Annotated in this window: 20 protein-coding genes; 16 read left to right on the top strand and 4 right to left on the bottom strand. The window is 74.8% G+C overall.

Annotated elements, in window-relative coordinates; translation table 11 throughout:
* The first annotated feature begins 38 nt into the window (after positions 1 to 38).
* The 6 genes from DSM104329_RS01755 (at position 39) to DSM104329_RS01780 (ending at position 5,925) form a co-directional block, all read left to right on the top strand.
* Entirely contained in the window at positions 39 to 1,688 is a 1,650-nt protein-coding gene (locus DSM104329_RS01755) for an AMP-binding protein (RefSeq protein WP_259313674.1), read from the top strand.
* Between the two features lie 28 nt (positions 1,689 to 1,716).
* Complete coding sequence (locus DSM104329_RS01760; RefSeq protein WP_259313675.1) at positions 1,717 to 3,111, top strand: wax ester/triacylglycerol synthase family O-acyltransferase; 1,395 nt, start codon at positions 1,717 to 1,719, stop codon at positions 3,109 to 3,111.
* Positions 3,112 to 3,182: 71 nt separating this feature from the next.
* Positions 3,183 to 3,464 carry a GYD domain-containing protein gene (locus DSM104329_RS01765; RefSeq protein ID WP_259313676.1) on the top strand — a complete coding sequence of 94 codons (282 nt, stop codon included), beginning with the start codon at positions 3,183 to 3,185 and terminating at the stop codon, positions 3,462 to 3,464.
* A gap of 50 nt (positions 3,465 to 3,514) precedes the next feature.
* The gene (gene purD / locus DSM104329_RS01770; protein ID WP_259313677.1) at positions 3,515 to 4,774 is read left to right on the top strand and encodes a phosphoribosylamine--glycine ligase; all 1,260 of its coding nucleotides are present in this window, start codon (positions 3,515 to 3,517) and stop codon (positions 4,772 to 4,774) included.
* 131 nt (positions 4,775 to 4,905) lie between these two features.
* Positions 4,906 to 5,292, top strand: a complete 387-nt coding sequence (gene purE / locus DSM104329_RS01775; RefSeq protein WP_407655890.1) for a 5-(carboxyamino)imidazole ribonucleotide mutase — start codon at positions 4,906 to 4,908, stop codon at positions 5,290 to 5,292.
* A gap of 114 nt (positions 5,293 to 5,406) precedes the next feature.
* The gene (locus tag DSM104329_RS01780) at positions 5,407 to 5,925 is read left to right on the top strand and encodes a nitroreductase family protein (protein ID WP_259313679.1); all 519 of its coding nucleotides are present in this window, start codon (positions 5,407 to 5,409) and stop codon (positions 5,923 to 5,925) included.
* A gap of 3 nt (positions 5,926 to 5,928) precedes the next feature.
* On the opposite strand, the gene DSM104329_RS01785 is transcribed toward DSM104329_RS01780, so the two are convergent.
* The gene (locus DSM104329_RS01785) at positions 5,929 to 6,951 is read right to left on the bottom strand and encodes a TolB-like translocation protein (RefSeq protein WP_259313680.1); all 1,023 of its coding nucleotides are present in this window, start codon (positions 6,949 to 6,951) and stop codon (positions 5,929 to 5,931) included.
* 76 nt (positions 6,952 to 7,027) lie between these two features.
* On the opposite strand from DSM104329_RS01785, the gene purB reads away from it, so the two are divergent.
* From purB to DSM104329_RS01805, 4 genes are read left to right on the top strand one after another with little or no spacing between them, the layout of a single operon-like run.
* The gene (purB, locus tag DSM104329_RS01790) at positions 7,028 to 8,293 is read left to right on the top strand and encodes an adenylosuccinate lyase (protein ID WP_259313681.1); all 1,266 of its coding nucleotides are present in this window, start codon (positions 7,028 to 7,030) and stop codon (positions 8,291 to 8,293) included.
* A gap of 16 nt (positions 8,294 to 8,309) precedes the next feature.
* Positions 8,310 to 11,060: an AAA family ATPase gene (locus tag DSM104329_RS01795; protein ID WP_259313682.1), complete on the top strand. Its 2,751-nt coding sequence runs from the start codon at positions 8,310 to 8,312 to the stop codon at positions 11,058 to 11,060.
* 13 nt (positions 11,061 to 11,073) lie between these two features.
* Positions 11,074 to 13,818 (top strand): AAA family ATPase, encoded by a 2,745-nt coding sequence (locus DSM104329_RS01800; RefSeq protein WP_259313683.1) that lies wholly within the window; start codon positions 11,074 to 11,076, stop codon positions 13,816 to 13,818.
* Between the two features lie 26 nt (positions 13,819 to 13,844).
* Positions 13,845 to 14,723 (top strand): phosphoribosylaminoimidazolesuccinocarboxamide synthase, encoded by an 879-nt coding sequence (locus DSM104329_RS01805; protein ID WP_259313684.1) that lies wholly within the window; start codon positions 13,845 to 13,847, stop codon positions 14,721 to 14,723.
* 71 nt (positions 14,724 to 14,794) lie between these two features.
* Here DSM104329_RS01805 and DSM104329_RS01810 read toward each other — a convergent pair whose 3' ends face one another.
* The gene (locus DSM104329_RS01810; RefSeq protein ID WP_259313685.1) at positions 14,795 to 16,267 is read right to left on the bottom strand and encodes an amidase; all 1,473 of its coding nucleotides are present in this window, start codon (positions 16,265 to 16,267) and stop codon (positions 14,795 to 14,797) included.
* A 61-nt stretch (positions 16,268 to 16,328) separates the two neighbouring features.
* On the opposite strand from DSM104329_RS01810, the gene purS reads away from it, so the two are divergent.
* From purS to purL, 3 genes are read left to right on the top strand one after another with little or no spacing between them, the layout of a single operon-like run.
* Positions 16,329 to 16,550 (top strand): phosphoribosylformylglycinamidine synthase subunit PurS, encoded by a 222-nt coding sequence (gene purS / locus DSM104329_RS01815; protein ID WP_259313686.1) that lies wholly within the window; start codon positions 16,329 to 16,331, stop codon positions 16,548 to 16,550.
* A complete protein-coding gene (gene purQ / locus DSM104329_RS01820; protein ID WP_259313687.1) occupies positions 16,547 to 17,230 on the top strand; it encodes a phosphoribosylformylglycinamidine synthase subunit PurQ in 684 nt (227 codons plus the stop codon). The genes purS and purQ overlap by 4 nt, the downstream gene beginning before the upstream one ends.
* A gap of 8 nt (positions 17,231 to 17,238) precedes the next feature.
* On the top strand, positions 17,239 to 19,437 hold the full coding sequence (gene purL / locus DSM104329_RS01825) for a phosphoribosylformylglycinamidine synthase subunit PurL (RefSeq protein ID WP_259313688.1): 2,199 nt from the start codon (positions 17,239 to 17,241) through the stop codon (positions 19,435 to 19,437).
* Between the two features lie 10 nt (positions 19,438 to 19,447).
* Here purL and DSM104329_RS01830 read toward each other — a convergent pair whose 3' ends face one another.
* Positions 19,448 to 20,437, bottom strand: a complete 990-nt coding sequence (locus tag DSM104329_RS01830; protein ID WP_259313689.1) for an LLM class flavin-dependent oxidoreductase — start codon at positions 20,435 to 20,437, stop codon at positions 19,448 to 19,450.
* Positions 20,438 to 20,493: 56 nt separating this feature from the next.
* Entirely contained in the window at positions 20,494 to 21,870 is a 1,377-nt protein-coding gene (locus DSM104329_RS01835) for a DHA2 family efflux MFS transporter permease subunit (protein ID WP_259313690.1), read from the bottom strand.
* A 202-nt stretch (positions 21,871 to 22,072) separates the two neighbouring features.
* On the opposite strand from DSM104329_RS01835, the gene DSM104329_RS01840 reads away from it, so the two are divergent.
* Genes DSM104329_RS01840 through DSM104329_RS01850 form a run of 3 tightly spaced genes read left to right on the top strand, consistent with a single transcriptional unit; the run spans position 22,073 to position 24,620 of the window.
* A complete protein-coding gene (locus DSM104329_RS01840) occupies positions 22,073 to 22,423 on the top strand; it encodes an ArsR/SmtB family transcription factor (protein ID WP_259313691.1) in 351 nt (116 codons plus the stop codon).
* Positions 22,420 to 23,844, top strand: coding sequence for an amidophosphoribosyltransferase (gene purF / locus DSM104329_RS01845; protein WP_259313692.1), 1,425 nt, complete (start codon positions 22,420 to 22,422; stop codon positions 23,842 to 23,844). Before DSM104329_RS01840 ends, purF begins: the two co-directional genes overlap by 4 nt.
* A gap of 5 nt (positions 23,845 to 23,849) precedes the next feature.
* Positions 23,850 to 24,620: a GNAT family N-acetyltransferase gene (locus DSM104329_RS01850; protein ID WP_259313693.1), complete on the top strand. Its 771-nt coding sequence runs from the start codon at positions 23,850 to 23,852 to the stop codon at positions 24,618 to 24,620.
* The last annotated feature ends 17 nt before the right edge of the window (positions 24,621 to 24,637 follow it).

Below are 24,637 nucleotides of genomic sequence, written 5' to 3' on the forward strand. Positions count from 1 at the left end.
ACCGCCGGCGGCCCTGGCTCGCACAGTACGAGCCACGCGTGCCGGCGACCTTCACGCCCGAGTGCCGCACGACGAACGAACTGTTCGAGCGTGGCGCACTCGCCCAGCCCGACACGCCCGCGTTCCTGTATTTCGGCACGCAGATCTCCCGAGAGCGTGCCGCGGGCGACGCGCGCGCCCTGGCTGCGGCACTCCGCGGCGAGCTCGGCCTACGGCCGGGCGATCGCGTCGCCGTGATGCTGCAGAACATCCCGCAGCTCCCGATCGCGTTTCGCGCCGTGTGGCTGGCCGGCGGCATCGTCACGCCGGTCAACCCGATGAACAAGCGCCGGGAGCTGCACCACCAGCTCAACGACGCCGGCGTGCGTATCGCGGTCTGCCTGGAGTCGCTGTACTGGACGGTCGACGACGTGCGCGGCGAAACGCCCCTCGAGCACATCGTCACCTGCTCCGAGCTCGACTACCTCGATGACCAGCCGGCCGCGCTCGACGGACATGAGCGCATCGACTGCCCCGGCGGGTTGCCGTTCATCGACCTCGTCGAGCGTCACGCAGCGGCAGCGCATCTGACGCCCGTGACGCCGCAGCCCTCCGACCCCGCGCTGCTCACCTACACGTCCGGCACCACCGGCCTGCCGAAGGGCGCGATCAACACCCACGCCAACGTCGCGCACAACGCCGAGCTGATCACCCGGTGGTTCGACCTCGGCGCCGGCGACGTCACCATCGCCCTCGCCCCGATGTTCCACATCACCGGCATCGTCTGCCACCTCGCCAGCTCGGCCTACTCCGGCACGCCGCTGCTGATGCTCTACCGGTTCGAGCCGGGCGAGATGCTGCGCCACATCGAGCGCTGGCGCGCCACCTGGTCGATCGGGCCGCTCACCGCCTACATCGCCATGCTCAACCACCCGGACTTCCAGAGTCGCGATCTGTCCTCGCTGACGAAGGTCGCCGCCGGCGGCGCGCCCGTGTACCCAGCGGTGGTCGAGGCGTGGGAGGCGGCGACGGGCGTCTACATCCACAACGCGTACGGCATGACCGAGACATCCGCCCCGACGCACCTGACGCCGTTCCGCGCTCACGCGCCGGTCGACGCCGATAGCGGCGCGCTCTCGATGGGCATCCCCGGCCCGAACGTCGACTCGACGATCGTCAGCATCGACGACGGGAGCGAGCTTGCGCCGGGCGAGATCGGCGAGATCGTGTCTCGCGGCCCGATGATCACGCCCGGGTACTGGAATCGGCCGGAGGAGACCGAGAAGGCGATCGTCGACGGCTGGTTGCACAGCGGCGACGTCGGCAAGCGGGACCAGGACGGTTGGTTCTACCTCGTCGACCGCATCAAGGACATGATCACGGTCTCCGGCTACAAGGTCTGGCCGCGCGACGTCGAGGACGTCCTCTACCAGCACCCCGCGGTGCTCGAGGCGAGCGTCGTCGGCGTGCCTGACGACTATCGCGGCGAGACCGTCCGTGCGTACGTCGCGCTCAAGCCGGGAGCGCACGCGACGCCCGACGAGCTGATCGCCCATTGCCGTGAGCTCCTGGCGGTCTACAAGGCTCCGCGCGAGGTGGAGCTCGTCGCCGAGATCCCCAAGACCCTGACCGGCAAGGCGCTGCGGCGCGAGCTGCGCGACAGGGCGCGCGCCGAGGCCTCTTCCGCCGGCGGGTTCCCGGACGTATAGTCGCCCCCAAGGGAGGAGGCAAGGGCTCATGGCCTCATTCGAGACGTTGTCGGCGTTCGACGCCCAGTTCATCTACTGGGACAGCGACCGCACGCCGATGAACATGGGGAACATCTGCATCTTCGAGGGCGGCCGGCTCTTCGACGAGCACGGCACGTTCCGCCTCGACGACGTCCGCCGGGCCATCGAGTCGCGCCTGCACCTCGTCCCGCGCTATCGCAAGAAGATCGTCGAGGTCCCGGGCGGCCTCGGGCATCCGGTGCTCGCCGACGACCCGGACTTCGACATCGCCAACCACGTCAAGCACGTCGAGCTCGACCCGCCGGGCGACGACGAGCAGCTCAAGCAGGTCTACTCGCGCCTGCACGAGGGGATGCTCGACCACTCCCGCCCGCTGTGGGAGACGACCTTCATCACGGGCCTGGAAGGCGGGCGCGTCGGGATGGTGCAGAAGATCCACCATGCGCCGTTCGACGGGGCGAGCACGGTCGACGTCCTGTACCTCATGTTCGACTCGACGCCGGAGCACTCCGACGGGGCCGAGGCACCGCCCTGGAAGCCGGAGCCGGCTCCCGACCCATGGGTGCTGATGGGCGCCAAGTGGGGCGAGCAGGTCTCGACGATGTGGAACACGCTGCTCGGCGCGCAGCCGTACGTGCCGACCGGAGCGCCCCAACCGCTCGGCGAGCTCGCCGAGAGCATGGGCGTGCTCGGGCAGATGCCCAAGCCGCCGGCCACGTCGTTGAACCAGTCGGTCGGGCCGCGGCGGCGCTATGACTGGGTCCACACGTCGCTCGGCGAGCTCAAGAAGGCGCGCGCTCTCGTGCCCGGGTCGACCGTCAACGACGTGATGCTCACCGTGGTGGCGGGTGGCCTGCGAGAGCTTCTCGCGTCCCGTGGCGAGGATGTCGACGACCTCGTGCTCCAGGCCATGGTGCCGGTGTCGCTGCGCACCGACGCCGAGAAGGCTTCGGCGGTCGGCAACCAGGTCACCGGCTTCTCCGCGCCGCTGCCGCTGTGCGAGCCCGACGGACGGGCCCGTCTCGCCCGCATCCACGCCTCGACGAAGGAGCTCAAGGAGGGCCGCCAGGCCCAGGCGATCCGGGCGATGACCCAGGCCGCCGACTTCGCCCCGCCCGCGCTCATGGCCGCCGCGGGGCGCCTCGCGGTCGAGCAGAGCTCGTTCATGAACCTCACGATCACGAACGTCCCGGGGCCCAGGCACGAGCTGTACCTCCTCGGGGCGAAGATGCTCGAGCTCAACCCGATGTGCCCGATCGGCAACCAGCTCACGCTGAACGTCGCCGTCGAGTCCTACGTCGACAAGGTGAGCATCGGCCTGGTCGCCGACGCCGAGTGCCACCCGGACCTTCCGGTGCTCAAGCAGGGCATCGAGCGGTCGCTGGCCGAGCTGACGGCGTAGGCCGCCCCCCGCGCCCCACGCGGGCGGCGATTGAGATACAACGGGCGCACCCGACGCCGGAGGTTCGTGCCATGCCCACCTACATCATGCTGTCGACGCTCACGCCGGAGGGCGTGCAGACGGTCAAGAACAACCCGCACCGCATCAAGGAGGTCAACCACGAGGTCGAGCAGCTCGGGGCGACCGTCAAGGCGCAGTGGGCGACGCTGGGCCGGTTCGACTTCGTGAACATCGTCGAGGCGCCCGACGAGGCGACCATGGCGCGCGTCTCGCTCGAGCTCGGTTCCCGCGGGACCGTCCACTACGAGACCCTGTCCGCGCTGCCGATCGACGACTTCATCGCTTCCCTCTGACCAACGTGGCCGAACACCGGAGCGGTCACGCGCACTCCAGAAGCGAAGGTGTGAGGCCGGGAGCGAAGCGGTTACTCGTCGTCGGCTCCGGCGGCCGCGAACACGCGCTCATCCGCGCGCTCCATCGGTCGCCGCGCACGCCGGAGGTCCTCGCGACCCCGGGCAACGCCGGCATCGCCGCCGACGCGCGGATCGTCGAGGGCGATCCGCTCGAGGCGGCGCGCCGTGAGCGGGTCGACCTCGTCGTCGTCGGTCCCGAGGCGCCGCTCGTCGGCGGGCTCGTTGACCGGCTCCAGGCGGCCGGCATCGCCGCGTTCGGCCCGAGCGCGGCGGCCGCGCGCCTGGAGGGCTCGAAGGCGTTCGCCAAGGAGATCATGGAGGCGGCCGGCGTCCCGACGGGCGCGTGGTCGAGCCACACGACGGTCGAGAGCGCGTTCGCGGCGATCGACCGCTACCCGGCGGTGCTGAAGGCCGACGGGCTGGCGGCGGGCAAGGGCGTCGTGATCGCGGCCGACGAGGCCGAGGCGCGCGCCGCGCTCCAGGAGATGCTCGTCGCGCGGCGCTTCGGCGACACGCCGGTGGTCGTCGAGGAGCACCTGGAGGGCGAGGAGCTGTCGCTGCTGGCGCTGTGCGACGGCGAGCGCGCCCTGCCGATGGCGCCCGCACGCGACTTCAAGCGCATCGGCGACGGCGACACCGGCCCGAACACCGGCGGCATGGGCTCGTACTCGCCGGTGGACGGCATCGACGTCGACGCGATCGCCGCCGCCGTGCATCAGCCGGTCGTCGACGAGATGCGCCGGCGGGGAACCCCGTTTCGCGGCGTCCTCTACGCCGGGCTGATGCTGACCGCCGACGGGCCCAGGGTCATCGAGTTCAACGTGCGCTTCGGCGACCCCGAGACGCAGGCGCTGCTGCCGCGCCTGCGCTCGGACCTGGTCGAGCTGCTCGAGCGCGCGGCGGGGGTGGGCGGCGCCGATCTCGACGGCGCGGTCATGGAGTGGGACGACGCGACGGCGGTCACGGTCGTCCTGGCGAGCGCCGGCTACCCGGCGGGCTCGCACAGCGGCGACGTCATCGAGGGGCTCGACAAGGCGGCGGCGCTGCGGGCGGAGGTGACCCACGCGGGCACGGCGTTCGGTCCGGGCGGCGAGATCGTGACGGCGGGCGGCCGGGTGCTCAACGTCACCGCGCTCGGCGTGGGCGCCGACGCTGCTCGGGAGGCTGCGTATGCTGCCGCCGACGTGATCACGTTCGATGGGAGGCAGATGCGGCGCGACATCGCGGCGAAGGCGGAGGCGGCGGCATGAGCCCGCAGCCCCGCACGGATCTCGAGCGCGGCGAGGCCGAGCTCGTCGCCGATCAGGAGCTCGCCGCCGAGGCGCAGTCCGAGGCCGAGGCCGAGTTCGAGGACCTCGACGTCGACGCGCCGCGCGTCGGCATCGTCATGGGCTCGAAGTCCGACATGGACGAGATGGAGAAGGCCGCGGCCGAGCTGGAGTCGCGCGGCATCATGCACGAGGTCCGCGTGATGTCGGCGCACCGCGAGCCCGACACGGTCGCCGACTACGCCAAGAACGCGCACATGCGCGGCATCCGGGTCATCATCGCCGGCGCCGGGCTGTCGGCCGCGCTGCCGGGGGTCGTCGCCGCCCACACCGATCTGCCCGTGATCGGCGTGCCGCTGACGAGCCGGCTGTCGGCCGCCGGGGGGCTGGACGCGATCCTCTCGATCGCCCAGATGCCGCCGGGCGTCCCGGTCGCGTGCGTCGGCCTGAACAACGCGAAGAACGCGGCGGTGCTCGCCGCCCGCATCCTCGTCTGCTGAGAAGGGGCGCGCCGCCCGTGGACGTCGAGACCGCGATCGACACGCGGCGCACGCCAGGGGAGCTTCGCCCCCCTTCGTGCGCGGCAGGGCCTCGCCCCACCCCCCGGGTACGTCATGGACCTTGAACCGGCGATCCGAACTCGGCGCACCCACAAGGTGTACGGGCCGGAGCCGGTCGCGCCGGAGACCGTCGCCGAGCTCGTCGAGCTGGCGCGCTGGGCGCCGAACCACCACCTGACGAACCCGTGGCGCTTTCGCCTGCTCGGGCGCAGCGCGCTCGAGCGGCTCAAGGCGATCGCGGAGGAGGCCAAGCCCGGGTCGGCGGCCAAGCTCGACCGGGCGCCGACGCTCGTGGCCGTCACGGTCAAGCGCTCCGGCGACGCCGGTCAGGACCGCGAGGACCTGCTGGCCACCGGCGTGGCCGCCTACATCGTGCTGCTCGCCGCGCACGCCCGCGGTCTGGCGGGCTACTGGCGCACCGTGCCGGTGCTCGACTCGCCCGCCGGCCGGGCCGCGCTGGGGATCGGCGACGACGAGGAGGCGGTCGGCCTCCTGTACCTCGGACGCCCGCGCCAGGAGCAGCGCGTGCCCGAGCGCGCGGGCGTCGAGGAGATCTTCACCGAGCTGGACTGACGCTCACGCGCGCCGCTTGCCGTGCGCCTGGCCCCGCTTGCGCTTCTTCCTCGCGGCCTTCTTCTTCTCGACCTGCTTCGGCGCGGTGTTCGCCGCCGGGCCCCACGACGGCTCGGCGGCGCCGGGCAGGATCAGCGCGGGCTGCGGGCCGTCGCACGCGTCGAGGTTCGGCTTGGCCCAGATGCCCGTCGACTCCTCCCACGCGGCCCAGGTGCCGTCGCCGTTGATCGTCGGGTCCCTCAGGCTCGGGTCCTGGCCGGTCATGCACAGCGGTTGGGGCGCCGGCGGCTTGGGCCCGGACTGGATCGAGCCCTCGACGCGGTACCAGACGATCTGGGTCGTGGCGTCGTACCCGCGCACGGCCACGTAGCGGGCGCCGTTGCGCGACACCTCGCCGTCGCCGAGGTCGGTCGAGCTGCCGTGGCCGTAGACGTCCTGGTCCTCGAACCAGTCGAACGGCTCGGCCGGCGACCCCACGTCCCAGACCTGGTTCTGGTACAGGAAGCCGCCGTGGAAAAGGACGCGGTCGTTCGTGATCCAGCTCGCCCAGCCGCCGTACAGCCCGGGCGTGTCGTAGACCCGTGAGCCGTCGGCGGCGGCCACGCCGGTCGTCGCCCGCGCGCCACAGTCGATCGTCAGGTCGCAGCTGAGGCTCGTCAGGGTGAACGCGACCTTCGACCCGTCCGGCGACAGGGACACCCAGGCCGGCGCGCCCGCGGTCGAGTGCCCGCTCGAGTCCTTCAGGTTCTGCGGGACGAAGCGCGAGACCCGGCGCCCGGAGCGGTCGACGCGGTCGATCGCGTACCCGTGCGCGGCCGCGACCGTGCCGCGGTCGTCCTGCGAGGGCGACGAGTAGGGGGCGTCCGCGGTGCCGTCGCGCGTGATCTGATGCGGCGACGACCCGTCGACGCCGGCCGACCAGACGTTGTGGTCCTTGATGAAGACGATGGAGTCGGCCGATGCCGGGGCGGTGACCGCGCCCGCGGCCGCCAGCGCGGCCAGGCCGGCCAGAAGATGGGTTCGCATGGCGGCCAGCATCCGCGGCGCGGCGACGTCCCGCATCGGGGGATCGCCGCGTCGGCCTCCCTGCGATCATCGCCCCGTGATCGAGCGCTACACCCGCCCCGAGATGGGGGCCATCTGGACGGACGAGGCGAAGATGGAGGCCTGGCGACGCGTCGAGGTCGCCGCCGCGGAGGAGCTCGAGGAGGGGCCGGCGCCCGGGGACCTCGAGGCGATCCGCGGCGCGACCTTCACCGTTCAGGCGGTGCAGGAGCGCGAGCGCATCACCGACCACGACGTCGCCGCGTTCGTCGACGTGCTCGCCGCGAGCGCCGGGCCGGCCGGCCGCTGGATCCACTTCGGCCTGACGTCCTCCGACGTGCTCGACACCGCGCTCGCCCTCCAGCTCCGCGATGCCGGCGTCATCCTGGTCAGGGGCGCCCGGGAGCTCTACGCGGCGCTCGCCGACCAGGCCCGGGCGCACGTGCACACCGTGTGCACCGGCCGCACCCACGGGGTCCACGCCGAGCCGACGACGTTCGGCATCAAGCTCGCCGGCTACGCGATGGAAGCGCACCGCAACGCCGAGCGCCTGCACGCCGCGTTCGACCAGGCGGCCCACGGCGCGCTGTCGGGCGCCGTCGGCACCTACGCCTCGCTCGGCCCCGACTTCGAGCGGCGCGTCCTCGAGCGCCTGGACCTGCGGGCCGAGCCGGTCTCGACCCAGGTCGTGCCGCGCGACCGCCACGCCGAGGTGCTGCAGGCGATCGCGCTCGCCGGCGCCGGGCTGGAGCGCTTCGCCACCGAGATCCGACACCTCCAGCGCACCGAGGTCCGCGAGGTCGAGGAGCCGTTTCGCTCCGGTCAGCAGAAGGGCTCGAGCGCGATGCCGCACAAGCGCAACCCGATCACGACCGAGCGCATCACCGGCCTTTCCCGCGTCCTGCGCGGCTACGCCCAGGCGGGCGTCGAGGACGTCGCCCTGTGGCACGAGCGCGACATCTCGCACTCGGGCGCCGAGCGGGTGATCCTCCCCGACGCGACGATCCTGCTCGACTACATGCACGGCCTCGCCACCCGGATCGCGCGCGGGATGGTCGTGCACGCCGACCGCATGCGGGACAACCTCGACGCCACGCACGGCGCGCTGTTCTCCCAGCGCGTGCTGCTGGCGCTCGTCGAGAGCGGGATGACCCGCGACGACGCCTACCGCATCGTGCAGGAGGACGCCCAGCGCGCCTGGGACACGGGCACGCCCCTGCGCGAGCTCATCGCCGCGCGCGACCTCGGCATCGACCTCGACGCGACGTTCGACCTCGGCCGCTACACCCGGCACGCCGACGAGATCGTCGGCCGGCTGCCCTGAGCGCGCCCTTCGCGCCATGACGCTCCTCGGCCGCGACCGCGAGCTCGCCCTGCTCGACGCGAGGCTCGCGGCGGTGCGCGCGGGCCGGCCGTTCGCGCTCGTCGTGCGCGGGGAGCCGGGCATCGGCAAGACCGCGCTGCTCATCGAGGCCGTCCGCCGCGCGGCCGGCTTCACGGTCCTCGGGGCCCGCGGCATCGAGACCGCGGCGCCGGTGCCGTTCCGCGCCCTGCGCGCGCTCGCCGCGCCGCTGCTCGATCTCCGCGACGCGCTGCCGCCGGCCCAGGCGCTCGCCCTCGGCACGGCGCTCGACCTCGAGCCGCCCACCCCGCACGACCGCTTCGCGGTGCCGGCCGCGCTGCTCGGGCTGCTGCAGGCCGCGGCCCAGCGCGGTCCCGTGCTCGTGGTCGCCGACGACGCGCAGTGGCTCGACGGCGCGTCGCGCGACGCCCTGCGGTTCGTGGCGCGCCGCCTGCCCGAGGCGCCCATCGGCATCATCGCGGCGGGCCGGGCCGCCTCGACCCCGGCCGACGGCTTCGACGTGCGCGGCCTCGACGTGCTCGACGTGCCGCCGCTGCACCGTGGGGCCGCCCGCGCGCTGCTGCAGCGGGCCGCGCCCGACGTGCCCCCGGGGGTCGCCGAGGAGCTGCTCGACGCCGCGGACGGCAACCCGCTCGCGCTGCTCGAGACGCCGCGCCTGCTGAGCGCCGAGGAGCGCGCCGGCCGTACGCCGCTCATCGAGCCGCCGCGCCCGGGCGAGGAGCTCGAGGCGGCGTTCGCGCGCGAGGTCGGGTCGCTGCCGGACGCCACGCGCCGCGCGCTGACCGTCGCCGCCGCCATGGAGTCCGGGCCCGTGCGCCTGCTGCTCGACGCCCTCGGCCGGGTCGGGCTCGACGAGGCCACGCTCGCCCCGGCCGAGCGGGCCGGCACGCTCACGCTCGACGACGGCGAGCTCGCGTTCCGCCATCCGCTCATCCGCGCGGCCGCCTACCACGCCGCGAGCGAGGCCGAGCGCCGCGCGGCCCATGAGGCGCTGGCCGAGGTCGTCGGCGACGTCCGCCTGCGCGCCTGGTACCTCGCCGCCGCCGCCCACCGCGAAGACGCCGCCGTCGCCGCCGAGCTCGAGGCCGCGGCGCGCGAGGCGAGGGCGCGGGGCGGACCCGTCGAGGCGGGCACCGCCTTCGCGCGCTCCGCCGAGCTCTGCACCGAGGCGGCGGAGCGCGGGCGGCTGCGGCTCGAGGCCGCCCAGGACCTCGCGGTCGCCGGCCGGCTCGACCGCGCGGCCGCGCTCCTCGACGACGCCCGGCGCGAGGCCGGGCCCGAGCACCGGCTGGCGATCCTGCGGCTGCGCGGCAACCTCGACGTCCGCCGCGGCAACCCGACCGCCGCGCACGACCGGCTCATGGCCGAGGCGGAGCGTCAGCTCGCCGCCGGGGAGCCGCGCCTGGCCTGCGACCTCGCGCTCGAGGCGATCGTCGCGGGCACGATGATCGCCGACGGCCCGGCGCAGCGGCGCACCGTGGACCTCGCGGTGCGCGCGGGGCGCCTGGTCGGCGGCGGGCACGAGCTGCTCGCCGACAGCGTGGCCGCCGAGTTCCTCGTCGTCGAGGGCCGGGCCGCCGAGGCGCACGCCCGCAAGGAGGCGCTCGACGAGCGCCTGGCGCTGATGGACCCGATCGTCGCCCAGGAGCTGCTCGGGCTCGTCGCCCAGGGCTGGGTGTGGCTGGGGGACCTCGATCACGCCGAGCGCGTGGTCGACCGGCTGCTCGCCGCCTACGAGGAGGCGGGCGCCCTGGGCCGCGCGCCGTACCCGCTGAACGTGCGCGCCCAGCTCGCGTTCCGCCGGGGGCGCTGGGAGCAGGCGCTCACGGACGCCGCCGGCTCGGCGCGGCTCGCGCGCGACACCTCGCAGGACACGATCCTCGCCTTCAACCTCACGACGCTGGGCCGCCTGGAGGCCGCGCTCGGGCGCGACACCGAGGCCCACGCGCACCTCGACGAGGCCGCGGCGATCATCGAGCGTGAGGGCGCGCTCGGTCACGCCGCCCACGCCGAGGCGGCGCTCGGCTTCGCCGAGGTCAGCGCGGGCCGGCCGGAGTGGGCCATCGCCGCGCTCGAGCGGGCGGCGCAGCTCGAGCGGCGCGGCGGCATGCACAACCCGGCCGTCCTGATGTGGGCCGGGGACCTCGTCGAGTGCCTCGTGGCGACCGGCCGCCGCGACGACGCGCTCGCGCTGGCCGAGGACCTCGAGGGCCGCGGCGACGGCGACGGCCTGCCGTGGGCGCACATGGCCGCGCTGCGCGGGCGCATCCTGCTCGACGACGGCGACCGGGTCGACGCGCTCGCGGCACGCGTGCTCGGCTGGCACGACCGGCTCGACGCGCCGTTCGAGCGGGCGCGCACCGAGCTCGTCATCGGTGAGCGCCTGCGCCGCGCCCGCCGCCGCAGCGACGCTCGCGAACCTCTCGGGCGCGCGCTGGCCGCCTTCACGCTGCTCGGCGCCGAACCGTGGGCGAGCCGGGCCCGCCGCGAGCTCGAGGCCAGCGGCGGGCGCGACGACGACGCCGGACCGTCGCGCCTGGACGCGCTCGGCGACGACGAGCGGCGGATCGCGCTGCTGGTCAGCCGCGGCATGACGAACCGGGAGGTCGGCGAGGCGCTGTTCCTCAGCCCGAAGACGATCGAGCGCCGCCTCGGCGCGATCTACCGCAAGGCGGGCGTGCGCTCGCGCACCGAGCTGGCGCGTCTGGTGACCGAGTCGGCCTCCTAGACTTCCCGGCCGCATGGTCCACGGACGCGCGCGGGAGCTCGCACGGATGACCGACCTTCTCGACGCCGCCCGCCGCGGCCGCAGCTTCGCACTGCTCGTCGAGGGGCCGGCGGGAATCGGCAAGAGCACCGTGCTCGCCGAGGCGGTCGCCCGGGCCGGCGCCATGGAGGTCCTGCGGGCGCAGGGCTACGAGTCCGAGGCCGACATCCCGTACGGCGGCCTGCTCGAGCTCGTCGCGCCGCTGCTGGAGCTGCGCGGGCAGCTGCCCGCGGCGCACGCGGCCGCACTCGGCGGGGCGCTCGCGCTCGAACCCGCGTCGCCGCACGACCGCTTCGCCGTCCCCGTCGCGGTGCTCGGGCTGCTCGGCCTGGCCGCGGAGCGGTCCCCGGTGCTCGTGGTCGCCGACGACGCGCACTGGCTGGACGAGGCGTCGCTCGAGGCGATCCTGTTCGCCGCGCGGCGGATCGACGCGGAGGGCGTCGGCGTGCTCCTGGCCGCGCGCGACGGCGAGGGCGAGCGGCTCGACGCGCCGGGGATCGAGCGCCTGGTTCTCGGCGGGATCGACGAGGCCGCCGCGCGCGGGCTGCTGGCCGACGGCGAGCCGCTGGCGCCGGCCGTGGCCGAGGCGCTCGTCGCGACGAGTGGCGGCAACCCCCTCGCCCTGCGCGAGCTGCCCAGCGCCCTCAGCGAGGACGAGCGCACCGGGCGCGTCGCGCTGCGCACGCCGCTGCCCGCGAGCGACGAGGTCCAGGCCGCGTTCGCCGGACGGCTCGCCCGGCTGCCCGAGGACACGCGGCGCGCGCTCTGCGTCGTGGCGGCGTCGTCGGGCATCGGCGCCGCGCCGATCACGCAGGCGCTCGACGAGCTGGGCCTCGGCCCGGATACGCTGGCTGCCGCGCGCGAGGCCGGTCTGCTCGACGGGTTCGCGCTCCGGCATCCGCTGCTGACCGCGGCCGCCTACCACGACCGGCCGAGCGGCGAGCGCCGCGCCGCCCACCGCGCGCTGGCCGCCCACACGGAGGGGGCGCGCCGGGCGCACCACCTGGCCGAGGCGGCGGCGGGGCCCGACGAGGCGGTCGCGGGCGCGCTCGACGCCGCCGCGCAGGACGCCCGCGCCCGCGGCGCCCACAACGAGGCGGCGCGCACCTCGGTCCGCGCCGCGGACCTGTCCGCCGATCCGGTCGCGCGAGCCCGGCGCCGGCTCGAGGCGGCGGGCGACCTGGCGGTCTCGGGCCACGGCGGCCGCGCGCTCGAGCTCGTCGCCGAGGCGAGCGCGGCGGCCGCCGACCCGGACGCGCGCGCCGACGTCGACCTCATCCGCGCCCACGTGCTCATGCGCGCCGGCCAGCCGGTCCCCGCCCTGGAGATCCTGGAGGGGCTCGCGCAGCGCGCGAGCCGGGCGGGCGACGGCGCGACCGCGGCCCGCCTGCTCGTGGAGGCGTCCCTGGCGCACATGTTCACCGGCGACATGGTCAGCCTGCTCGACACGGCCGGGCGCGCCCGCGGCGAGGCGGCGGGCGTCTCCGGCGAGCTGGAGCTGCTCGCGACGCTGATCTCCGGCGAGGCGCTCGTCGCGCTCGGTCGCGCGGGGGAGGGCGACGCGCTGATCACCGCCGCCGAGCCGCTGCTCATGGCCGCGGACCCGGTGTCCGAGATCGCCGAGGTCATCGGCATGGCGGCCATGTGCTCGCTGTGGGTCGAGCGCTTCGCGCGTGCGGAGCGCGTCGTCGACCGCCTGATCGCCGGCGGGCGCGAGGCCGGTGCCGCGGGCCGCCTCGGGTATCCGCTGTGCGTGCGCGCGCAGATCCACTGGCGCCGCGGGCGCTGGAGCGCGGCGTACGCCGACGCCGAGGAGTCCGTCCGGCTGTGCCGCGAGACGCAGCAGCTCGGCACCCTGGCCGTCGCGCTGCCGACCCTGGCGCGCTGCGAGGCGGCGCTCGGGCACCTCGACGCCGCGCGGGCGCTCGGCACGGAGGGCCTCGCGCTGGCCGACGCCGCCCAGGCCGACGCCACGGCGGCGCACTCGCTGGCCACGCTCGGCTTCCTCGAGCTGACGGCGGGGCGCGCGGAGGAGGCGCTCGTCTGGTTCGACCGCTCGGCGCGGATCGCACGTCGCCAGGACCACGGCGAGCCCGCGCTGACGATGCATGCCGCGGACCGGATCGAGGCGCTCGCCCGCGCCGGCCGGCGCGACGACGCGCAGGACGCGCTGGAGCTTCTCGCGGAACAGGCGCAGGCCACCGGCGGCGCCTGGGCGACCGCGGCGGTGGCGCGCTGCCGCGCGCTCCTGGGCGCCGACGAGGACATCGGGCGCCACGCGCGCGCCGCGCTGGAGTGGCACGCGCGCGTCGACCTGCCGTTCGAGCGCGCGCGTACCGAGCTCGTCGTCGGCGAGCGCCTGCGCCGCGCCCGCCGGCGCGCCGACGCGCGCGAGCCGCTCGAGCGCGCGCTGGCGACGTTCGTCCGGCTCGGCGCCGAGCCGTGGGCCGAGCGCGCGCGCACCGAGCTGCGGGCCACCGGGGGCCGCGCGGCCGAGCCGTCCGAGCACGCGCCGGTGGAGGAGCTGACCCCGCACGAGCTGCAGGTGGCGCTGCTCGTCGCCCAGGGGCTGACGAACCGCGAGGCCGGCACGGCGCTGTTCCTCAGCCCGAAGACCATCGAGCACCACCTCAGCGCGATCTACCGCAAGCTCGGCCTGCGCTCCCGGACGCAGCTCGCGACGCTGCTGTCCGAGGAGCTCGAGCCGGCCGCCGCGTGACCGGCGGGTGCCGTACCGTTCGCAGCGTGACCACGCTGGCTGACCTTCCGCTCCTGAGCACCGGCAAGGTGCGCGAGATGTACGACCTGGGCGACCGCCTGCTCATGGTCGCCTCCGACCGCATCTCGACCTACGACGTCGTGCATCCGACCCCGATCCCGGACAAGGGCAAGGTCCTCACCGGGCTGTCGGCGTTCTGGTTCGCCAAGACCGGGCACATCGTGGCCAACCACATGCTCTCGGCGACCGACGACGTCCCGGACGAGGTCCGCGGCCGGGCGCTCGTCGTCCGCAAGCTCGAGATGCTGCCGGTCGAGTGCGTCGTGCGCGGCTACATCACCGGGTCGGGATGGAAGGACTATCAGTCCACGGGCAGCGTCTCGGGCATCCAGCTGCCGGCCGGCCTGCAGGAGTCCGAGCAGCTGCCGTCGCCGATCTTCACGCCGTCGACGAAGGCCGACGTGGGCCACGACGAGGCGATCGACTTCGACCGCGCCGCCGAGCTGGTGGGCGACCGCGACCTCATGGAGCGCGTGCGCAGCGTGTCGATCGAGCTGTACCGCTTCGCCGCCGGCCATGCGGCCGAGCGCGGGGTGCTGCTCGCCGACACGAAGTGCGAGTTCGGGCTCGACCCGGCCGGCGAGCTCGTCGTCGGTGACGAGGTGCTCACGCCGGACTCCTCGCGCTTCTGGCCGTCCGACGGCTACGCGCCGGGGCGTGGGCAGCCGAGCTTCGACAAGCAGTACGTGCGCGACTGGGCCAGCAGGTCGGGGTGGGACAAGGCCCCGCCCGCGCCCGCGATCCCCGACGACGTGGTCGCCGGGACGCGCGAGCGCTACATCGAGGCCTACGAGCGCATCTCGGGCGAGCCGTTCTCGGCCTGGCTGGAGCGCACGGCGGCATAGGGCCGCCTCAGCCTCAGCTCAGCGGCGCGGGCGCGGGCTGGAGCGCACGGCGGCGTAGGGCCGCCTCAGCCTCAGCTCAGCGGCGCGGGCGCCACCGGCGGCAGCTCGCCCGCCTGCAGGTCCATGCCGACCTGCGCGACGAGCGCCTCCCGGCCGCGCGGTGCGACGAGCGATACGCCGACGGGCAGCCCGCTGCGCGCCCCGAGCCCGGCCGGCAGCGCCGCCACGGGGAAGCCGGTCGCGTCCCACGTCGCGGTGAACGCGATCCACGGGTCGCCGTCACCGCCGAGGTGGCCGGCGTCGTAGCCCTCGCCGCGCGGCTCGGCCGGCATCGGGACCGTCGGGTCCAGCAGCACGTCCACCCGGTGCTCGGCGAACCACGCCTCCCAGGCTGCGGTCATCTGCGCCCGCTGCCACTGGGCGCCGAGGTAGGCGCCGGTCTCGGAGAAGTGCGAGCCGAGGTCGACCAGCTCGATGATGCTCGCCCGGTACCGGTCGCGCGCGTCGGCGTGGCGCGCGTGGTAGGCCGCCATCTCGGCGACGAAGATGCAGTTCAGGTCGTGGCCGGCCAGATCGGGAGCGGCGGCCAGCTCGACGACCTGGGCCCCGAGCGCGTCGCACGCCCGGCGGGCGCGGTCGAGCCCATCGAGGACGTCCGGATCGACGGCGACCTTGCCGACCCGGTCGGTGACCGCGACCCGCAGGCCGGCGAGCGGCCGGCTGCCGGCGCGCGCCGTCAGCGGCAGCTCGCCCATCCCGGCCGGCGGCGGCATGAGCGGGCTGCTCGCGGCGCCGCCTTCGGCCATCGCCTGCAGGAGCGCGGCGCAGTCGGCGATCGTGCGCGCCATCGGGCCCGGATGGTCGAGGCTCGAGGCCAGCGGGATGATCCCGTCGAGGGGCAGGCGGCCGTGGGTCGGCTTGATCGCCGAGGTGCCGCACACGGCGCTCGGGATCCGCAGCGAGCCGCAGGTGTCCGAGCCCAGCGCGGCCGGGACCATCCCCGCGGCGAGCGCCGCCGCCGAGCCGCCGCTCGACCCGCCCGCCGTGCGGTCCAGCGCCCACGGGTTGCCGACCTGATCCGTCGTGCCGCCGGCCGCGAACTCGTGCGTGTGCGTGTGGCCGACGAGCACCATCCCATGGGCGCGCAGGCGGGCCCAGGTGGTCGCGTCGGCGTCGGCGACGTTGCCCTCGAGCACGCGGCTCGACGCGGTCAGCGGCAGCCCGGCGACCCCGTAGAGGTCCTTCACGCCGATCGGCACGCCGCAGAGCAGCGGGGCGCCGGCGCCCTCGCGCGCCAGCCGGTCGTCGGCCTCGCGCGCGTGCTCGGCCGCGATGTCCGGGTACAGGCGCACCCAGGCGTTCACCGCACCGGGAGCGCCCTCGAAGGTCGGCTCGCCGCCGTTGCGCTCCTCGATGCGCTCGAGGCAGGCGTCGAGCAGCTCGGCCGCCGAGAGCTCGCGGGCGCGGAGGAGCTCGGCGGCCCGCAGCACGTCGAGGTCGGCGGGCGAGGACGTGCTCGCCGCGGGGGTGATGGCGTCGCTCATCCCCCGATGATGCCGCGCCGGACCGGGGTCTGCCAGACCGTCGGCTACATTGCGACGGGCGATGCGCGTCCGCGTCCTCATCCGCCCCAAGGCGGGCATCCTCGACCCGCAGGGCAAGGCCGTCGAACGCGCCCTGCCCGCGCTCGGCTTCGGCGGCGTGGCGAACGTCCACGTCGGCCGGCTCGTGGAGCTCGACGTCGCGAGCCTCGACGAGGCCGAGCAGATGTGCGAGCGGCTGCTCGCCAACACGCTGATCGAGGACTACGAAGTCCAGCAGGCGTGAAGTTCGGCGTCCTCCAGTTCCCCGGCTCCTGCGACGACCGCGACGCCCAGCTCGCCTGCGCCCGCGTCGGCGAGGCGGTGATGCTCTGGCACGGCGACCGCGACCTGCAGGGCGTCGACGCCGTCGTCGTGCCCGGCGGCTTCTCCTACGGCGACTACCTGCGCGCCGGCGCGATCGCCCGCTTCTCGCCGATCATGGAGTCCGTCATCGCGTTCGCGAACGACGGCGGCCTCGTGCTCGGCATCTGCAACGGCTTCCAGGTGCTGTGCGAGGCGCACCTGCTGCCGGGCGCGCTGCTGCCGAACACCGAGCTGCGCTTCGTCTGCCGCCAGGTCGAGCTCGAGGTGGTCGACGCCGACACGCCGTTCACGAACCTCTGCGCGCCGGGCGAACGGCTGTCGATCCCGGCCAAGCACATGACCGGCCGCTTCCACGCGCCGGACCTGGACCCCGATCTCGTCGTGGTGCGCTACGCGACCGGCCACTGCTTCAACGGCTCGCAGGACGAGATCGCCGGCGTGCGTAACGCCGCGGGCAACGTCTTCGGCCTGATGCCGCACCCGGAGCACGCGGTCGACCCGCTCACCGGCTCGGTCGACGGGCTGCGGGTCTTCGAGTCGATGGCCCGGGCGGCGGGTGTGACCGGGCCGAACACCGCAGCGGTCTCCCACACTCGATGAGCGGAGGTGTGAGGCCCGAGAGCGGAGCGGCCAAGGCGGTCGCCCTCGGGCTGACCGAGGCCGAGTACGACGGGATCGTCGACCGGCTCGAGCGCGAGCCCAACCAGGTCGAGCTCGCGATGTTCTCGCTCATGTGGAGCGAGCACTGCGCCTACAAGCACTCCAAGAAGCTGCTGCGCACGCTGCCGACCGAGGGGCCGCGGCTCGTGCTCGGGCCGGGCGAGAACGCCGGTGCCGTGGACGTCGGCGACGGCTGGTCGGTCGCGTTCAAGGTCGAGTCGCACAACCACCCGAGCGCCGTCGAGCCGTTCCAGGGCGCCGCGACCGGCGTCGGCGGCATCCTGCGCGACGTGTTCGCGATCGGCGCGCGGCCGATCGCGGTGCTCGACTCCCTGCGCTTCGGCGAGCCGACCTCCGAGCGCTCGCGCTATCTGCTCGACCACGCCGTCGCCGGGATCGGCCACTACGGCAACTCGATCGGCGTGGCGACGGTCGGCGGCGAGGTGTACTTCGAGGCGCCCTACGAGCAGAACTGCCTCGTCAACGCGATGTGCGTCGGGCTCGTACGCACCGAGGCGCTGATCCGCAGCGCGGCGGCGGGCGTCGGCAACCAGCTGGTGCTGTTCGGCGCCTCGACCGGGCGCGACGGGATCGGCGGCGCGTCCGTGCTCGCCTCGGCGGAACTGGGGGAGGCCGACGACGACAAGCGTCCCACGGTGCAGATCGGCGACCCGTTCGAGGAGAAGAAGCTGCTGGAGTGCTCGCTGGAGCTCCTGGACCGCGGGCTGCTCGTCGCCCTGCAGGACCTCGGCGCGGCGGGGCTGACGTCCAGCTCGTCGGAGATGGCGTCCAAGGGCGGCGTCGGCCTGGAGATCGACGTGCGCAAGGTGCCGCTGCGCGAGCCGGGGATGGCGCCGTTCGAGATCATGGTCTCCGAGTCGCAGGAGCGGATGCTGTGCGTCTGCGAGCCGGCGAACGTCGAGGCCGTGCTCGAGGTCTGCGCGCGCTGGGAGGTCGGCGGCACGGTGATCGGCGAGATCACCGACACGCGCCGGATGGTCATCCGCGACGGCGGCGAGGTCGTGGGCGACATGCCGGTCGAGGCGCTCGTCGACGACTGCCCGCTCTACGACCTCGAGCCCGCGCGGCCCGCCGCCCCGCTGTACGCGGCGCCCGCGGTGACGCTCGCGGCGGCGGACGCGGACGACCCGTCGGCGGCGCTGCTGGCGTTGTTGGGCTCCCCGAACATCGCGTCGCGGCGGGCGCTGTTCGAGCAGTACGACGCGCTCGTGGGCTCGCGGACCGTGCGCCGGCCCGAGACGGCTGACGCCGCGGTGCTCCTCATGCCGCACGGCTCGGCGATCGCGGTGTCGATCGACGGCAGCGGGCGCCGGGTGGCCGCCGACCCGTACCGCGGGGCGGTCGAGGCGGTGCTCGAGTGCGCCGCGAACCTCGCCTGTGTCGGCGCCGAGCCGCTCGGCCTGACGAACTGCCTGAACTTCGGCAACCCGGAGAAGCCGCACATCGCCTGGCAGCTGACCGAGGCGGTCCGGGGGCTCGGGGATGCCTGCCGCGCGCTCGACGTCCCGGTCGTGGGGGGCAACGTCTCGCTCTACAACGAGGGCGGCGGCGGGCCGATCTACCCGACCCCGGTGGTGGGCATGGTCGGCGAGCTGCCCGACCCGCTGCACGCGGGACGCACCGGGTTCGCGCGCGAGGGCGACGCGATCGCGGTCGCCGGGCCGCTGCGACCGTCGCTCGCCGCGTCGGAGCTGGCCAAGCTGCGCGGCGACGCGCTGCCCGACGCGCTCGCGGAGATCGACGTCGCCGCCGTTCGCGCGGCCCACGGCGCGATCCGCGACGCGGTCCGCGCGGGGCGCCTGTCCAGCGCGCACGACGTCGCCGAGGGCGGCGTGCTCGTCGCCGTCGCCGAGTGCTGTCTGGCCGGCGACCTCGGAGCGCTGCTCGAGCTCGGTGACGACGCCGGCGACCTCGTCACCCGCCTCTTCGGCGAAGGCGCCGGGGGGTTCGTCGTCTCCGGCCCTGCGGACGCGCTGCGCGCCCTCGCCGACCGCGTCCCGGTCGAGGTGATCGGCCGCGTGGAGGGCGGGTCGCTGCGGGTCACGCTCGACGGCGAGGACCGCGTCGCCCTCGAGCTCGCTCGGCTGCGCGCCGCGCACGGCGCGCTCGCCGAGCTGTTCGCCTGAGCGGCTGCTCCTACGCCCGCACGCCGCGCAACGCGGGCAGAACGTGCTCGCCGTACATGCGGATCGTCCCCATCGGGTCGGCCTGGCCGATGAGCTGCAGGGAGATCACGGTCGCTCCGAGCTGCTCCATCTCGCGGATGCGCTCGACGTGCTCCTCCGGGTCCGAGCCGACGATGAAGCCCTCCTTGGCGAACTGCTCGTCGGTCATCTGCTCGTCGGCGCGCCGCTGCATGTCCTCCTGACCGGAGATGTCGTCGGTGTAGAGCTCGGGCAGCTGGGTCGGCTTCCACCGTGCCGCGCCCGAGATCGCGGCCGCCTCGTCGGACGCCCACGCGATGCCGGTCTGCAGGATGATCTCGCCCGGGTCGCGGCCCTCGCGGCCGCACGCCTCGCGGTAGGCGTCGATGATCTCGGGCGCCTGCCCGGGGTCGCCCAACGTCCAGAGCCCGTCGCCGTAGCGCGCCGCGATCTGCGCCGCCTGCGGGCCGAACGCGGAGACGTAGAGCTGCGGCCGCGATGGCGCGCGGGTCCACAGCTTCGCCTGCTTGAGCGCGAACCAACCGGCGTCCATCGTCACGGTCTGCCCGTCCCACAGCCGCGTGATGGCCTCCAGGCCGGCCGCGAAGCGGTCCTGCTGGTCGGCGACCGGCGGCCAGTCGAGGCCGAGCGGCGACTCGTTGACCGACTCGCCGGATCCCGCGCCGAGGAACACGCGGCCCGGGTACAGGCACTCGAGCGACATGAACGCCTGGGCCACGAGCCCCGGGTGGTGGTGGTGCACGATCGGCGTGACGCCGGTGCCGATCGGCTTCGTGGTGACCTGCCCGATGGCGCCGAGCGTCACCCACGCCTGCGACGCCTGGCCGTCGGGGAACCAGGGCGCGAAGTGATCGGACGCGCCCAGCCCGTCGAAGCCGGCGGCCTCGGCCGCCTGGGCCTGCTCGACCATCTGGGGCGGGGTGAACTCCTCGGTGGACGCGGCGAACCAGTACTGGGGCATGCCCACCCTGCTTCCCCGCCCCGGCGGTGCCGACACCGAGGCGGGCCGCCCCGCGCTCAGGCCTGAGCCGGCTCGAGCTCGGTCCGCGCCGGGCGCCTGCTGGCCCCCAGACCGAGGCCGAGGACCGCCGTGGCCGTCAGCGCGGCCGCCGCGATCGCCAGCCCCGCATGCATGCCGGACACGAACTGGGGTCCGGCGTGCGCCATGCCGCCGAGCACCGCGACGCCGAGGACGCCGCCGGTCTGGCGGCTCGCGTTCAACGCGGCGGCCGCGACGCCGACCTGCTCGGGCGGCGCGGCGGACACCGCGGCCGCGGTGAGGGCCGGGATCGCGGCGCCGCCGCCGGCGCCGAACAGCATCAGTGAGATGACGAGCTGGGAGTACGGCGTGTCGGGCCCGGCGCCGAGCAGGAGGAACGTGCCGACCGCCGCGAGCGCGCCGCCGATCGCCAGCGGCCAGCGCGGGCCGATCCGCGCGACGAGCCGGCCGGCCGGGATGCCCGCCAGCGCGAAGACGAGCGGCTGGGGCAGGAAGGCGAGGCCGGTCTCGAGCGCCGACAGGCCGCGGACGTCCTGGAAGTACAGCGAGAGCAGGAAGAACTCGCCGTAGAGCGCGAAGTTGATCAGCGAGCCGGCCGCCGTCGAGGCGGAGAAGGCGCGCGACGAGAAGAGCCGGAGCGGCAGCATGGGCGCACGGCCGCGGCGCTCGACCGCGACGAACGTGACGCCGGCGACGACGGCGAGCACGAGCCCGCCGGCGACGAGGGGCGATCCCCAGCCGAGCGACCGGCTCGCGATGAGCGCGAAGGTCAGCGACGCGAGCGCGACGATCGCGGTGGCCTGGCCCGCCAGGTCGAGCCCGCGGCGGGCGACGCGGGAGGTCTCGCCCACGCCGCGCCACAGCAGCAGCGCGATCGCCGCGGCGAAGGGGAGGTTGACGGCGAACACGAGGCGCCAGCCGACGGCGTCGACGAGCAGGCCGCCGAGCACGGGGCCCGCCGCGAACGCCGACGCCGAGATCGCCGCCCAGATCCCGACCGCTCGCGCCTGCCGGATCGGGTCGGGGTACGCGTGGGTCAGCAGGGTCAGCGACGCGGGGACGAGCGCGGCGGCGCCGGCGCCGAGCAGGACCTGGGCGGCGACGAGCGTCGCGGTGCTCGGAGCGAGCGCTGCCGCGGAGGACGCCACGGCGAAGATCGCGACCCCGACGCGCATCATCCGGCGCGCCCCGAGGCGGTCGGCGAGCGCGCCCGCGCTCAGCAGCAGTGCCGCGAGCACGAGCGTGTAGCCGTTGACCACCCACTGCAGGCCGCTGACCGAGGCGCCCAGGTCGTCGCGGATCGCCGGCAGCGCGACGTTGACCACCGTCGTGTCGAGCAGGACGAGCGCGAAGGCGAGCGAGCTTGCGGTGAGGGCGATGCCGGGGCGGCGCATGGGCGGCCGGCTACCGGACGGGGCCCGTGAACACCACGAGCCGCCGGATCTTGCCGGGCGCCGGGACGGCACCGGAGGAGTCGGCGGTGGCGGTGACGGGGCTGGGATGGGGCGGAGGTGCGGACAAGCTGTGCCCTTCGTTCGCTGGTACGACGAGCATCGTACAAGATTTGTTCGACGGGCGTCGTACTACACTCGGGGCATGGCGTCCGCCGCCCTCCACCACCCCCGGATCGAGGATCTGCAGCTCGAGGGCGTCCTGCACGCGCTCAGCGATCCGATCCGCCTGCAGATGGTGCGGGAGCTCGCCCGCCGCGACGAGCCGTGCGCCTGCGGCTCGATCGACGTGCCCGTCTCGAAGTCCACCCGTACCCACCACTGGCGCGTGCTGCGCGAGAACGGCGTGATCCGCCAGGTCGAATGCGGGACCGCGAAGCTCACGGAGCTGCGCCGCGAGGATCTCGACACGCGCTTCCCGGGTCTCCTCGGCGTCGTCCTGCGCGAGCAGGCCGACCGGGAGACGGCCACCCCCGCTGCTAGCCTGCGGGCGTGACCTCCGACGAGCGGGATGGGCCGCGCGACGAGTGCGGGGTCTTCGGCATCTACGCGCCTGAGCGCGATGTCTCCCGCCTCGCGTACTTCGCCCTCTACGCGCTGCAGCACCGCGGTCAGGAGTCCGCCGGCATCGCCGCCGTCGAGCGCGGCGGCCACATCATGACCCAGCGCGACCTCGGGCTCGTGTCGCAGGTCTTCGACGAGCAGTCGCTGCGGGCGCTGGGCGGCGACCTCGCCGTCGGCCACGTCCGCTACTCGACGACGGGGTCCAACGCCTGGGAGAACTCCCAGCCCGTCTGGCGCTCGGACCGCCACGAGATCGCCCTCGCCCACAACGGCAACCTCACGAACGCCGTCGAGCTGCACGCCGAGCTGCGCGAGCGCGGCGTCGCGTTCTCCTCGACGTCGGACTCCGAGATCATCGCGGCGCTGATCGCCACGCACACGGCCGACCGCGTCGAGGACGCCATCGCGGACATCCTGCCGCGGCTGCGCGGCGCCTTCTCGACCGTGGTGCTCACGCGCGACAAGGTGATCGGCTTCCGCGATCCGGCGGGGCTGAGGCCCCTCGCCCTCGGCCAGCTCGGCGACCGCTACTGCCTGGCCAGCGAGTCCTGCGCCTTCGACATCATCAACGCGACGCTCATGCGCGACGTCCAGCCGGGCGAGATGGTCTGCCTCGGCGAGCGCGGCATCCAGACCCGCCAGGTCGTCGAGGGCGCGCGCGAGGCGTTCTGCGTCTTCGAGTACATCTACTTCGCCCGTCCGGACTCGCGCATGGGCGGCAACGTCCTGCAGGTCGCGCGCGGGCGCATGGGTGAGATCCTGTGGAGCGAGGCACCCGTCGAGGCCGACCTCGTCATCGCGGTCCCGGACTCCGGCAACGCCGCCGCCCGCGGCGTCGCCCGCGCCTCCGGGCTGCCGCAGGACGACGGCTTCGTCAAGAACCGCTATGTCGCGCGGACGTTCATCCAACCGGGCCAGGAGCTGCGCAAGCACGGCCTGCGGCTGAAGTTCAACCCGCTGCCCGAGGTGGTCGAGGGCAAGCGGCTCGTCGTCGTCGACGACTCGATCGTGCGCGGCAACACCACGCGCCAGATCGTGCAGATGCTGCGCGACGCGGGCGCCTCCGAGGTCCACATGCGCATCTCGGCGCCGCCGATCCGCCACCCCTGCCATTACGGCATCGACATGTCGACGCGCGAGGAGATGATCGCGCACGACCGCACGCCCGAGGAGGTCGCGGCCGAGCTGGGGTGCGACTCGCTGCACTACCTCTCGCTCGACGGCGTCTACGAGGCGGTCGGCGGCTCGCGCGACACCCACTGCGACGCCTGCTTCTCGGGCGACTACCCGCTCGAGGACGGCGAGTCGGCCAACGGCAAGTTCGCGCTCGAGCTCCCGCTCGTCCGCGCCTGAGCGCCATGGCGCTGGACGACGCGACGCTCGCGGCGCGCCAGCTCGACAGCCAGTTCGCGATCATGGAGGCGGTTGTCGCGGGCGGCCGCGGCAGCAGCGCGGTGCGCCCGGCGGACGGCGTGCTGGCGATCCTGTGCCCGTGCATCCCGGGGCGCTCGATGCCGAACTCGGTGCTCTACCGCGATCCGGGCGCGCTGACCGACGCGGTGCTCGACGAGCTGCAGGACGTCTACGCGGCGGCGGGCGTGCGGGCGTGGACGGTGTGGGTGCGGCCGGGCGACGGGTTGCTCGCGGCGCGCCTGGGCGCGCGCGGGCACGTGCACGATGCGCAGCCCCTGCTGATGTGCGGTGAGCTCGCCAGGATGGATCTCGAGCCGAAGGTGCGGCTCGACCTCGAGCCGTCGCCCGGCTGGGCGATGCTGGGCCGGCTCAACGACCGCGCGTTCGGGCTGGACGGCATGTTCGAGCAGGTGCTCGACGGCGTGCAGGACCCCGCGTCGCGGCTGTGGGTCGCGCGGGTGGGCGGCGAGCCGGCGGCGGCGCTGCTCGTGCGCGTCCACCAGGGCGACGCCGAGGTGTACTGCGTCGCGGTCGTGCCCGAGGCGCGCGGCCGCGGGCTGTCGCGCGAGCTGCTGCGGGCCGCGCTCGCGGCGGCGCGCGACGCGGGCGCGACGACGACGTCGCTCGAGTCGACCGCGCTCGGCGAGCCGGTGTACCGGTCGCTCGGGTACCGCGCGCTCGGGCGGTTCGGCATGTGGGAGCGGCGGCAGGCCTGAGCACGGCTGCGCGAGGT

This window comes from Capillimicrobium parvum, assembly GCF_021172045.1.
GTDB lineage: Bacteria > Actinomycetota > Thermoleophilia > Solirubrobacterales > Solirubrobacteraceae > Capillimicrobium > Capillimicrobium parvum.

What these genes read in the sequence shown, in the direction of transcription:
- DSM104329_RS01765 (WP_259313676.1), top strand. Translation starts at nt 3,183, where the DNA reads ATGCCCACCTACATCATGCTGTCGACGCTCACGCCGGAGGGCGTGCAG.
- DSM104329_RS01830 (WP_259313689.1), bottom strand. Translation starts at nt 20,437, where the DNA reads ATGCCCCAGTACTGGTTCGCCGCGTCCACCGAGGAGTTCACCCCGCCC.
- purS (WP_259313686.1), top strand. Translation starts at nt 16,329, where the DNA reads ATGCGCGTCCGCGTCCTCATCCGCCCCAAGGCGGGCATCCTCGACCCG.
- DSM104329_RS01785 (WP_259313680.1), bottom strand. Translation starts at nt 6,951, where the DNA reads ATGCGAACCCATCTTCTGGCCGGCCTGGCCGCGCTGGCGGCCGCGGGC.
- DSM104329_RS01760 (WP_259313675.1), top strand. Translation starts at nt 1,717, where the DNA reads ATGGCCTCATTCGAGACGTTGTCGGCGTTCGACGCCCAGTTCATCTAC.
- DSM104329_RS01810 (WP_259313685.1), bottom strand. Translation starts at nt 16,267, where the DNA reads ATGAGCGACGCCATCACCCCCGCGGCGAGCACGTCCTCGCCCGCCGAC.
- DSM104329_RS01840 (WP_259313691.1), top strand. Translation starts at nt 22,073, where the DNA reads ATGGCGTCCGCCGCCCTCCACCACCCCCGGATCGAGGATCTGCAGCTC.
- DSM104329_RS01835 (WP_259313690.1), bottom strand. Translation starts at nt 21,870, where the DNA reads ATGCGCCGCCCCGGCATCGCCCTCACCGCAAGCTCGCTCGCCTTCGCG.
- DSM104329_RS01780 (WP_259313679.1), top strand. Translation starts at nt 5,407, where the DNA reads ATGGACCTTGAACCGGCGATCCGAACTCGGCGCACCCACAAGGTGTAC.
- DSM104329_RS01800 (WP_259313683.1), top strand. Translation starts at nt 11,074, where the DNA reads ATGGTCCACGGACGCGCGCGGGAGCTCGCACGGATGACCGACCTTCTC.
- DSM104329_RS01795 (WP_259313682.1), top strand. Translation starts at nt 8,310, where the DNA reads ATGACGCTCCTCGGCCGCGACCGCGAGCTCGCCCTGCTCGACGCGAGG.
- DSM104329_RS01850 (WP_259313693.1), top strand. Translation starts at nt 23,850, where the DNA reads ATGGCGCTGGACGACGCGACGCTCGCGGCGCGCCAGCTCGACAGCCAG.